6 protein-coding genes and 1 pseudogene are annotated in these 12,492 nt (G+C 56.4%); 3 read left to right on the top strand and 4 right to left on the bottom strand.

Annotated elements, in window-relative coordinates; all coding sequences use genetic code 11:
* The coding region (locus tag ACIOMO_RS00615) for an aconitase family protein (protein WP_401237466.1) at positions 1-1,190 on the top strand (1,190 nt) is incomplete at its 5' end.
* Between the two features lie 252 nt (positions 1,191-1,442).
* On the opposite strand, the gene ACIOMO_RS00610 is transcribed toward ACIOMO_RS00615, so the two are convergent.
* The 3 genes from ACIOMO_RS00610 to ACIOMO_RS00600 form a co-directional block, all read right to left on the bottom strand.
* Positions 1,443-2,723, bottom strand: a complete 1,281-nt coding sequence (locus tag ACIOMO_RS00610; RefSeq protein WP_212544609.1) for an HAAAP family serine/threonine permease — start codon at positions 2,721-2,723, stop codon at positions 1,443-1,445.
* A 254-nt stretch (positions 2,724-2,977) separates the two neighbouring features.
* On the bottom strand, positions 2,978-3,166 hold the full coding sequence (locus ACIOMO_RS00605) for a hypothetical protein (RefSeq protein WP_053121349.1): 189 nt from the start codon (positions 3,164-3,166) through the stop codon (positions 2,978-2,980).
* A gap of 28 nt (positions 3,167-3,194) precedes the next feature.
* Positions 3,195-3,389 carry a hypothetical protein gene (locus ACIOMO_RS00600; RefSeq protein ID WP_400752839.1) on the bottom strand — a complete coding sequence of 65 codons (195 nt, stop codon included), beginning with the start codon at positions 3,387-3,389 and terminating at the stop codon, positions 3,195-3,197.
* Between the two features lie 305 nt (positions 3,390-3,694).
* Here ACIOMO_RS00600 and ACIOMO_RS00595 point away from each other — a divergent pair, with 305 nt between their 5' ends.
* Positions 3,695-7,168 carry a hypothetical protein gene (locus ACIOMO_RS00595; protein WP_401237464.1) on the top strand — a complete coding sequence of 1,158 codons (3,474 nt, stop codon included), beginning with the start codon at positions 3,695-3,697 and terminating at the stop codon, positions 7,166-7,168.
* 91 nt (positions 7,169-7,259) lie between these two features.
* Here the strand turns inward: ACIOMO_RS00595 and ACIOMO_RS00590 are convergent.
* Positions 7,260-7,625: pseudogene (locus ACIOMO_RS00590) on the bottom strand (DUF6124 family protein).
* 518 nt (positions 7,626-8,143) lie between these two features.
* Here ACIOMO_RS00590 and ACIOMO_RS00585 point away from each other — a divergent pair.
* Positions 8,144-12,442: a hypothetical protein gene (locus tag ACIOMO_RS00585; RefSeq protein ID WP_401237463.1), complete on the top strand. Its 4,299-nt coding sequence runs from the start codon at positions 8,144-8,146 to the stop codon at positions 12,440-12,442.
* Positions 12,443-12,492: the final 50 nt, after the last annotated feature.

Raw genomic sequence — 12,492 nt, 5'->3', positions numbered from 1 at the left:
CACTGCGTCCGGGCGACGGCATCATCCACTCGTGGCTGAACCGCATGCTGCTGCCAGACACCGTCGGTACCGGCGGTGACTCGCACACCCGTTTCCCGATGGGCATTTCGTTCCCGGCCGGTTCCGGTCTGGTTGCGTTTGCTGCGGCCACCGGCGTTATGCCGCTGGACATGCCGGAATCGATTCTGGTGCGCTTCAAAGGCAAAATGAAACCTGGCATCACCCTGCGTGATCTGGTTCATGCGATTCCTTACTTCGCTATCCAGAACGGTCTGCTGACCGTCGAGAAGAAAGGCAAGAAAAACGCCTTCTCCGGCCGCATCCTGGAAATCGAAGGTCTGGAAGGTCTGACCCTCGAGCAGGCGTTCGAACTGTCCGACGCCTCGGCCGAACGTTCGGCTGCCGGTTGCACCATCAAGCTGTCGAAAGAGTCGATCACCGAGTACCTGAACTCCAACATCACCCTGCTGCGCTGGATGATCGGCGAAGGCTACGGCGATGCGCGTACTCTGGAACGTCGCGCTCAAGCGATGGAAGCCTGGGTTGCCAATCCGGAACTGATGGAAGCCGATGCTGACGCCGAATACGCCGAAATCATCGAAATCGATTTGGCCGACATCAGCGAGCCTGTACTGTGCGCGCCGAACGATCCGGACGACGCCCGTCTGCTGTCCAGCGTTGCTGGCGAGAAGATCGACGAAGTGTTCATCGGTTCGTGCATGACCAACATCGGTCACTTCCGCGCTGCCGGTAAGTTGCTGGATCAGGTCAAGGGTCAGCTGCCAACCCGTCTGTGGCTGTCGCCGCCGACCAAAATGGACGCTCACCAACTGACCGAAGAAGGCTACTACGGCATCTACGGCAAGGCCGGCGCACGCATGGAAATGCCAGGCTGCTCGCTGTGCATGGGTAACCAGGCACGTGTAGAGCCGAACGCTACCGTGGTGTCCACTTCCACTCGTAACTTCCCGAACCGTCTGGGCGACGGCGCGAACGTCTACCTGGCTTCGGCCGAGCTGGCGTCCGTGGCTTCGATCCTGGGTCGCCTGCCGACCGTCGAGGAGTACATGGAATACGCTGGCAAGATCGACAGCATGGCGGCCGATATCTACCGCTACCTGTCCTTCGACCAGATCGCCGAGTTCCGTGAAGCTGCTGCGAACGCCAACATCCCGGTCGTTCAAGCCTAACGTTACAACGCAATAAAAAACGCCGCCTATCGTGAGATGAGCGGCGTTTTTTTATGCCCGCCACCACTCCCCATCCCTGTGGGAGCTGAGCTTGCTCGCGAAAGCGGTTGAACATTCAACAACGGTATTGGCTGATACACCGCCTTCGCGAGCAAGCTCGGCTCCTACAGAAACCGCTGGCAAGCCAGGCACTGGCGAAAAAAAACCGCTGTGCCTGGGCAGGCACAGCGGTTCTTTTCGATTGAATCCGCGCTACATCGTCAGCTTGTAAACCAGCGCCGAAATCGCCACCAGACCGACCGCCGTGACAAACACGTTCGACGCCTGACCACGATAGCGCGCCATCGCCGGTACTTTGCGAATCGCGTACATCGGCATCAGGAACAGAATCGCCGCAATCACCGGCCCGCCGACGGTTTCGATCATGCCGAGAATGCTCGGGTTCAGCGTTGCGATGATCCAGCAGATCACCAGCATGAACGCCGCCACGATGCGATCCAGTGCCTTCGCGCCCGGACGCTTGCCGCTCTTCACGATCAGGCCTTTCAGGCCTTCGCTGGCACCGATGTAGTGACCGAGGAACGACTTCGAGATCGCCACAAACGCAATCAGCGGCGCGGCGAACTCAATGGTCGGATTGTTGAAGTGGTTGGCCAGGTACGACAGGATCGACAGGTTCTGCTCTTTAGCCTCCGCCAATTGCTCCGGCGACAGCGTCAGCACGCAACTGAAGACGAAGAACAGCACCATCAGCACCATCAACGCATGGGCGCGGAACAGGATCTGCGAGCTGCGCTCATCGGCATGCACGCCATACTGACGCTTCTGATCCACCGCAAACGCCGAAATGATCGGCGAGTGGTTGAACGAGAACACCATCACCGGAATCGCCAGCCACAGCGTGTGCAACAGCGCCGACGCTGGCGGCACCTGCGAAACAGTGGTGAGGATGCCGCCGTTCCAGTGCGGAATCAGGTACACCCCCAGAAACAGCAACGCGACGATAAACGGATAGACCATCAGGCTCATCGCCTTGACGATAGCGTCCTGGCCGCAACGCACCACTGCCAGCAAACCGAGGATCAGCACGAACGACAGCAGCGCACGCGGCGGCGGCGTGATGTGCAATTGATGTTCGAGGAAACTGGCGACCGTGTTGGTCAGGCCCACGCTGTAGATCAGCAGAATCGGGAAGATCGCAAAGAAGTACAGCAGCGTGATCAGCGCCCCGGCCTTGATGCCGAAATGCTGCTCGACCACTTCAGTGATGTCAGCGCCTTCGCGACCGGACAGCACAAATCGGGTCAGACCACGGTGTGCGTAGAACGTCATAGGGAACGCCAACAGCGCAAGCACCACCAGCGGCCAGAAGCCACCCAAGCCTGCGTTGATCGGCAAATACAGGGTACCGGCGCCAATGGCCGTCCCGAACAACCCCAACATCCAGGTGGTGTCCTGGCGATTCCAGCTCGAAAGTTCAGCGGGTGCTGCTGCATCAAAGCGCTCTTCGACGCTATTGGCCTGATCATTCATCCGGTCGGATCTCCGCATTCCGGTCACTTGCCACTCGGTCAGGACGCGTCGGAAAAAACCGACAGACATGCTCCGGCCGAAACAGGGGCGCGATTCTCCGCGATAAATGAGCAGAAGCAAAGACTTAGCTGAGGAATGGTTGTGCGGAGCAGATCAGCGGAGTGTCGTTATTGGTGAAATCACTGTCGCTGATCAGCATGCCACATGTCGTTTTATGACACGTCTTAACCCCCTGAACACGCGACCTGACTGACTCAAAGAAATAGCCATCGGCTCACTGCGATACCGATTGAAATACAGACCAGCGCAAACACTGCGCCAATACTGAAGAGAGTGACCAGCAATCGGATCTCGGCTTTAGACAGGTTCAATCCTTCCTCTGCAAAAGCGGCATCCTCCCGATGCAAGCGTTCCATTAGAGCTTCACGAGTTTCTGTTTTCATGTTGACGTCCTGAACGGTGATGCAAGCATCACAGTTTGAAAAAAAGACCTACAGCGGCAACGAAGGCGGTCAGAACACCGGTGCCTACCGCGACGGGGTATAAAGCGGCTTCCCACTTCAGCTTTCGCTCCTCCGCCTTGAGCTTGCCTTTCTCGGCCCGCAGCTTCTGTGTTTCCATATGAAGCTTTTCAAGCTCCACGTTTGCGCGGTCATCAATATGCATGAACCTTCCCTGGCCATTGGCTGTTACCGCTTGGAGTGCTCGTCCATCCTGGATAGCCTCCTTTGCTGCCCTATGATTCCGTCTTCCTCGCTTGCCTGATAGCGGACGGATCCGGCGGCCTCGTAGGCAAAATCCTGGAGTTACGTAGGCAGCCTCATACTCAGCAACGACTGAGATAAACCAGCCCTCGACACGCCAACCGCCCATCCGAAACCACGCCGCACCTGTCAGATCTGACAGGTGACAGCCCTCCCCTTTCCAGCCATAAATCACTCCGTTGCCCAATGCAGACAGGAGTGATCGCGATGCTTGTCCAACCGCCGAGAGAAACATCCACGCTAATCCTGCGCGAGCTGGAGATTCCCTCCCGCACCCAACCGCCATTGCCCTCCGGGGAATGGGGGATCAATCGCGCGGCGGCATGGCTGGTATTTCCTGATAAGGGCTTGCAGATATTTCTTCATCCATGGTCCAGTATGGGTAAAGGGGATAAGGTCGAGTTGTTGTTGGACGGCAACAATGTCGTTGATCAACTCACCCTCGCCAAAGACGCCGATGTCGGGCAACGCGTGACGCTGTTTGTAGCCCCCCGCCATTTGCAGACGGGCTCGCATACCCTGACGTACCGCGTCACCCGGCTCAATCAGGGGGCCGAAACCCAGACGCCACCCACCCGAATCTACGTAAAGATTGAAATCCCGGGTGGGCAAGACATTGATCCTGAGCCCGGTCATTCCAACCTTTTCATGTACATCCCAGCGGAAGTCGTCATTGGCGGCGTTGATAAGGACATCGCCGAGGCCGGTGTGCCGATTGTCATTCGTACCCCGACAGGCAGCGGCGCGCCTTATCCCGATGCCGCTGTGGGCGATGTGATAACGCTGAGCTGGGGCGGTATTTTGCTCGCATCCCCGCCGCTGAGCGCCGAGCAGATCAGCGATCCCGCCAATCATCCAATCACTATCATGGTCGACAAAGTCACCATCGAGGAGGCCGGCGATACCGACTTCGCGGGTCTGGCGGTGACTTTTCTGGTCACTGACATCGTCGGCAATCAATCGGAAGACTGGTGCGCAGAGACGCGCATCACCGTTTCAATCGGCACCCTTTCGCTGACCGCCCCTATCGCCAAAGACGCTTTCAACAACAAGATCGACCTTGATTTGTTGGGCAATAAAGACCTCACGATTCAAGTCTGGGCCAGTTCCCCAAGCTTCAAACTCGGGGACATCATCCACCTGAAGATGCGTGGCATGAGCGTCGAGGGTGAGGCGATTGAGGTCGGGGCACCCACCCAGACAATCGACAACCTGCCTCACACCTACGAGCTGCTGCTGAACAACGCGGATGCCCGCAGACTGGTCAAAACCCAAGTGATTTTTTCCTACACGCTGGCGCGCAGCGGCAGTACCGAACCCCTGCGCTCCAAAAACCAGTTTGTGCAGATCGAAGGCGAAGCGGATCGCCTTGCGGCACCGATTGCCGAGGATGCCCAACAGGGCGCGATCAACCCCGATCTCCCCGCCCCCCGCATCCGTATTCCATACGACCCGCTGATTCAGGTCGGCATGGCGATCGAACTCAGTTGGGTCGGCACCCGGCCGGACGGCAGCACCTACGACCCCGAACTGGAGTGGTACTTCCCGAGTAAAAGTGAAGCAGACAACCCGCAAGGCTTCACGATCAGCGTCGAGGGCACTCACCTCAAAACCCTTGAAGGCGGCAAACTCGAACTCTCATATGCCCTGCTGAGCGAAAAAGACAACGGCGACATCCTGCGCCGAGAATCGCACAAGGCGGCGCAACTGAATGTCGGCGAACCGTCACTCGAGCTGGTCGCACCACTGGTGCTGGGAGAGAAAGACGGCTCGCTGGAACCCCATGACCTGCCCAACGGCACCAGCCAATTGACCGCGCCGAAATCGGCCGTCAATCCGACGAAACGCGATGATGTGGTTACCTATACCTGGGTCGGCGATGTCAGTGGCAGGACAGAAGATTCGATTACGCTCAACTCGCTTTCGGCAGGCAAGGACGTGCCTTTCCACCTTGATGCCGAATTCGTGGCCAAACATATCGAGCCCAATCGCGGCAGAAAGGTGACGGCCAGTTATCGGGTATGGCGCGAGGAGACAGATACCTACAGTTATTCGAATGCTCTGGAATTCAGTATCGGAAACGCGCTGGAAAATCCACTCCCGATCGCACACCTTCCACAGGCTACGGGTAGCGGTGCCAGTGTGACATTGGCCCCGCTCGATGCCCAAACGGGTGCAAAGGTTATCGTGGCTTACGCGGGCATGCACGACGGCCATTCCATCCAACTGACCATGGTCGGCAAACCTGGTGCCGGTTCGCCGAGCATTCCGGCCAAATTCGGTGCAAGCAGTGGCAGCATCGAGTTTCTGATTGAACCGGAAGCCATTGCCGCGAACATCGGCAACCGCTCGACAACGTTTTCGCTCAAGTACGAAGTGACGTTGGGCAGCAACAAAATTCCGTCGCTACCATTGACGGTAACGTTGACGCCGCTGCCAGCGGCGGAGCTGGACAAGCTATCTATCTTGCAGGCTGATGGCGATGAACTGGATTTGAGCAAAGTTACGGCGGGCGCCACCGTACGTGCGGGCGTGTGGGCGTTTATTAAGGCGGGCCAACCTCTCTGGCTGATGCTCAAAGGCAAGAATGCGCAGGGTAACGATCATAATCATGAGGTGTGGAAAGTGCCGGGGGCGGCAGTTAATCAGGACTGGATCAATGGGGGTAAATATGATCAACCGGTGCCTTATACCTATTTTAAGGATCTGGCACATGGCACGGAGCTGGAACTCCATTTCAAGGCTGCGTTGACGTCGAGCCAGGTTGAGGCGGATGCGATTGTCGTGCCGGTGAAGCGTTACAGGGTCAAGGCTGTGGAGGATGTGAAACCGGTGATCGGCTCGGTGATCGACTCCAAAGGCGTCGCGACCCCTCAAAACGGTCTCACCGTTGATTCCAGTGTCAAGGTCAGCGGGACTGCAACACCCCTTCAGACCATCCTGATTTACAACAACAGCGTGAGCACTGGCGGCTTCGCAACAGCGGATGCTCAAGGTAAATGGGATCGGGATTTGATCGGACTGGCCCAGGGCGACTGCAATCTTACCGCTGTTGCGCAATACGGCAGCAATCCGGTGTCGGTGATATGGAAAATCATCGTCACGCCGATGGTCACGCCGACCATTACTTCGATCAAGGACAGCAAGGGTGTCGAGATTCCTGAAGGTGGTTTTTCTTTCGATACCGAAATAGTTTTAACTGGCATGGCCAGTAGAGGCCAAAAAGTCTTCGTATTTGATAACATATCTTCTAAAGGACAACCAGAGACTGATGTAGTGACAGGTATTTGGTTTCTAGAAATTTCAGGTCTTAGTGCGGGAGAACACAGTTTTAGCGCAAGGGCGTTATACGCCGATGGTGAGGAGTCGGAGGCTCGAACTTTTATTTCTTACCATATAGATACTCCTTTTATAACTTCTGTGGAGGATCGTAATGGAGTACCTATTCCAAATGGAGGAACAACCTCGCAAGTCAACTTGATTACCAGGGGCACAGCGAAACCCAATACATGGGTTTACATGTACAACGGTGGAGGAACGACTAACGGCAGGGCCTATGCTGATAACTTAGGAAACTGGCGTCAAGATCTTGGGGGACTTGAAAGAAATAAAAAACATCGACTCAACCAAAGATCAAACGGATTGCAATCACCGTACTGGGAAGTATTTGTCACACGCTAGTTAACTAAAAAATGGGACAAATTTATTTCCAGGCAATAAATTTGCCCCACATAAAAACGCTGGTGACGGAGTAAATTCGCCGTAACCAGACCTAATCAACCGGAACCAAATTATCCAACACCTGATTAACCGCCTGCTCCCCCAGCATCACAACTTGCGCAATGCCCAATAACGTTCGGTGATGCGTGCCTTCCAACATGCCGGCCAGATCGTTGATCATCACGCACGCCGAACCGAGGCTCTCACTGGCGTCGGCTAATAGAGGTTCGTTCGCGCTGGCCGGGTTGACCATGAACAAACGGTTGGACACATACGGTGCAGCCATGATTTCGGCGGTGGGTGGGCCAAGGTAGTGGTCGAGGGCGCGCTCGGCGGCTTCGTGGAATTTCTTTGAGTCGGATGATTCTTAGGGCGATGCCGGATCGGTGGCCGGTGGGTTTGGCGTAATTTTGAACATGGGATGTCAACCTCTGGTAAGGCCGTATCCATTTCGCTGCTAAAAGAGAGGGAGGCGGCTGTGCGCGAGTTAGCAGACCGGTTGACATCCCCAAACCCGGCGCACCCGAAGGTGCCAAGCACACAGCCACCATCAAGTGCAGGCGAAAACCTGACAGGATGAGACTTGTACAGCCGGAGATATCAAACAGGGCTGCTAAACCCGATCACTGGAAATCAGTGACCCGATCCAAGTTACCGACCTGCCCCCAGGCGCACAAGCCGGCGGATTCTGTCTTACGCGTAGGCAATGGCGCAACGTTTTGTGGGCTTCAGGACGTAACACCCGGTGTCTTTTAAACGCGCACATTAAACCCACCCATTGCCTATGCCATTTCGAGAATCGTCTGACAGACATTGCCCTAACCCCACCGACCGTCCATCAGAAAACCACCCTACCCTGTCAGATCTGACAGGTGACGCCTCACCCGTTTCCAGCCATAAATCACTCCGTTGCCTCACCGCTCAACGGAGCCTTCCATGCTTACCCCCAACCTTCCCGACGCCGACACATTGATCCTCGACCAACTCGATATCCCCGGTAAAACCGGGCCGGTGTCGGAGTCACCAAAGGTCTGGGGCATCAATATTGCGGCGGCGTTGGGTAATTTCCCGCGTCAAGGCTTGCTCTGCCGCGCCGGGCCGTGGACACCAATGGAAATTGGGGATCAGATCAAGGTGTTCTGGAACAAGGATGTGGAAGTCCTGCAGAAAACCGTTGGCCCGGCGGACGTCAATACGACGCTGCAAATGTTCGTGCCTTCGGCGCGCATCCCGGAAGGCCGGGCCGTCGGGTATTACAGCGTCAAGCGCCTCGGTCAGGCCTGGGAGCCGTCCGAAGACATGCAGGTACTGGTCAAACTCACCCGCCCTGGTGGTCATGACGACAACAACGATCCCGGCCACTCCAAGCTGATCATGCACTTGCCGCAGGACATCCTCGACGGCGGCATTGATAAGGAAAACGTGGCCGCCGGTGTTCCGGTCGCCATCGAGTCGTATCCAGACATTGCCGCCGGTGATGTGATTCAAGTGAGTTGGGGCGGTGTGTTTGTGCTCAGTGCGCCCCTGACTCAGGATCAGGCGGACGGCAAAGTGCCGCTGGTGGTGCACGTCAGCGAGGCGGTCATTCGTGAGGCCGGGGATTCTGACGGGGTGGGTTTGTCCGTGGCCTTCGAGGTCTACGACAAGGTCGACAATCGCTCTGAGGACTGGAGCGCGGCACAACGGGTGGTGGTCGCGATCGACGCCAGCAGGCTGGAAGCGCCGATTCTCAAGGAAGCGCAAAGCAACGTGCTCGACATCGACCAACTGGGCGATGCCCCAGGCACGGCGCAGGTCTGGGTCACGACTGGCGGATCGTTCCAGCCCGGTGATACCCCGATCATCCGGGTCAAGGGCACACCCGTGGAAGGTTTGCCGATCGATGTCGAGTTCACCGGCGAGCCGCTGACCAGCGTGCCCACCACCGCCGAAATCCCCATCGCCAACGCCGTGCTGCGGCAGATGGCCAAGTCCCAGATCGCCTTGTCCTATCGCCTGAAAAAGGCCAGCGGCGCGCCCGACATGCCTTCCAAATCACAATTCATCAGCGCCATCGGTGCGATCAAACGTTTGGCCGCCCCCAAAGCACTGGACGCCGTGAATGGCGCGCTCGACCCGACGTTGAAACAGGTGCGCATCGAGATTCCGTTCGACACCTCATTTGACAAGGGTCAGGCAATCAAACTGTTCTGGCTCGGCACCCGCCCGGAACTCACCCCTTACCTTCCGGAACTGCCACTGTACCCGCTCACTGCGGGCGACATCAGTGCCGGCAAACCGCTGCTGATCCCCATCGACGGCGCGCATTTGACGCCGATCAACGGCGGTAAACTGGAGCTCTACTATCAGTTGCTGATCGAGGACGCCGCGCTCGGCGCGATGAACCATGTCAACGCCACCCACGCCATCCGCGAATCCATTCACGCCGATATTCTGCAGGTCGGCGAGCCACGCCTGGAACTGCCCGAACCCGTAGTGGCCGGCGTGATCGACGGCGCATTACCCGGCGACACCGCTGGTACAACGTTGACGGTGAACTACCTCAACACGGCCAAGGGTGATGAGGTGATTTACGAATGGATCGGTTCGAAAACCGGCACGAAAACGGACGGGATCACGCTGTCGTCTTTGACTGAGGGCAAACCGGTTGCGTTCAGGATTGAGGCTGAGTTCATCAGCGGCAATAACGGCGGCACGGTATTGGCGAAGTACCTCATCAAGCGTGCGGCGGGTGGGACGAGTTATTCGAATGCGCTGGAGTTCAGGGTTGGGGCCGAACTGGTCGTACCGGTGATTACTTCGGTGAAAGACCCCTACGGTAAAGAAGTCCCAAATGGTTCCACCATTACCAATGACAGCGTCACCCTGACCGGTACAGCCACGGCGGGTCTGGAGGTCAATATCTTCGACGGGGCGACTCCCAAAGGCGCTGCCACCGTCAACGCCAGCGGCGTTTGGACACGTGGTGTTGGTGGCTTGGTCAACGGGCCGCACAGCCTGACCGCCAAAGGCATTTACGGCAGCAACCCGGTATCGGCTGCCCGCACGTTTGTTGTGGCGCATGCCTTGGTTCCAGCCATCACCTCGGTGAAAGATTCCAAAGGCATCGAGATCCCCCAAAACGGCACCACCGTTGACGCCACTGTGACGCTGACAGGCACGGGTACGGCGAACCGTGCAGTGGATATTTATGACGGCACCACATTAAAAGACTCGGCGCCGATCAATGCTCAAGGGATCTGGACCTACACCGCGGCGAGTTTGTCCATTGCCGCTCACGCCTTCAAGGCAAAAGCCAAGTACGGCAGTGAGACGGAATCAGCTGTTCGAACCTTTACTGTCGCCGCAGCAACGGTGCCGGTGATCACATCGGTACTCGATTCAAAAGGCATCGCCATTCCCCAAAACGGTCTCACCGTTGAGTCCAGTGTCAAGGTCGGCGGCACGGCAACACCCCATCAGACCATCCTGATTTACAACAACAGCGTGAGCACTGGAGGCTTCGCAACAGCAGATGCTCAAGGTAAATGGGAACGGGATTTGGTCGGACTGGCCCAGGGCGACTGCAACCTTACTGCTGTTGCGCAATACGGCAGCAATCCGGTATCGGTGATATGGAAAATCATCGTCACGCCGATGGTCACGCCGACCATCACTTCGATCAAGGACAGCAAGGGTGTCGAGATTCCTCCTGGCGGAACCACCATTGATACCAGCGTGACGATCACCGGGACGGCGAGTAAAGGGCAGAAGGTCGATGTGAGGGATGGCACGATCCCCAAAGACAAGCCGATTGCAGATCCGGTGACCGGAGTCTGGACACTTGTGGTTTCAGGATTGAGCATCGCGGCGCACAGTTTTACCGCGAAAGCAGAGTACGGCGCAGGGCCGGTGTCGGCGGCACGCACCTTAACCGTTGCAGCGCTCGCCACACCCACGATCACTTCAGTTAAAGACCCCTACGGTAAAGAAGTCCCCAACGGTTCCACCATTACCAATGACAGCGTCACCCTGACCGGTACAGCCACGGCGGGTCTGGAGGTCGATATCTTCGACGGGACGACTCCCAAAGGCGCTGCCACCGTCAACGCCAGCGGCGTTTGGACACGTGGTGTTGGTGGCTTGGTCAATGGGCTGCACAGCCTGACCGCCAAAGGCATCTACGGCAGCAATCCGGTATCAGTTCCCCGGACTTTTGTTGTGGCGCATGCCTTGGTTCCTGCGATTACTTCGGTGAAAGACTCCAAAGGCATCGAGATCCCCCAAAACGGCACCACCGTTGACGCCACTGTGACGCTGACAGGCACGGGCACGGCGAACCGTGCAGTGGATATTTATGACGGCACCACATTAAAAGACTCGGCGCCGATCAATGCTCAAGGGATCTGGACCTACACCGCGGCGAGTTTGTCCATTGCCGCTCACGCCTTCAAAGCAAAAGCCAAATACGGCAGTGAGACAGAGTCGCCAATTCGCAGCTTTACCGTAACGGCAATGGTCACGCCGACCATCACTTCGATCAAGGACGGCAAGGGTGTCGAGATTCCTCCTGACGGAATCACCATTGATACCAGCGTGACGATCACCGGTACTGCGAGCAATGGGCAGAAGGTGCAAATGTTCGATGGTTCAGATAATAAGGGCGAGGCAGATGTCGATCCCTTAACGGGGATTTGGACAAAGTCGATAGATCGATTGAGCTTGGGCGCACACAACTTTAGCGTAAAAGCCCTATATGGAAGTGGTGAGGTGTCACTGACATACAAAATAAATATCGCACGAGGTTTCATGGAAAATTTTGAAAACATAGCTATCGGAGCTCACAAAACCATAAATACGGAATACTTCACTATCAGCTCTGGAGGAGGTTATGACGTTTTCGTAGCCAACGCCTCGCCCGAATCAGCTCCTTATTTGAAAGGAAAAGTCATTAATCTAAAAAATAGTGGGTATAGGTTCACTCCAAAACACGGTACCCCTAGGCTATCCGGATTAATGTTTGGTATTGCACAGCCACAAACCCCTTATATTGAGAACCTATCAATACTCTTCGTATACTCGGACAATACACATGATTACTTTGACATCGACGTCGAAAGCGGAGAGACAAAGTGGATTTCAGTCGATGCACCAACAAACCAAGAACTTAAGTACTTTAGTATTGGGATAATTCATACCCTGACTGCTGATCTCGACCACCTGACACTACTTTTCAGAGACAATGTCAGCAAATAACGAAAAACCGGGGAAAGGGACAGATTTACCTCAGGATAAGTCTGCCCCCG

Origin of the sequence: Pseudomonas sp. NPDC087804 (assembly GCF_044742965.1) — a bacterium.
Classification (GTDB): domain Bacteria; phylum Pseudomonadota; class Gammaproteobacteria; order Pseudomonadales; family Pseudomonadaceae; genus Aquipseudomonas; species Aquipseudomonas rustica.
Note: the sequence above shows the minus strand (reverse complement) of the source record. Positions and strands in the feature narration are given on the sequence as shown.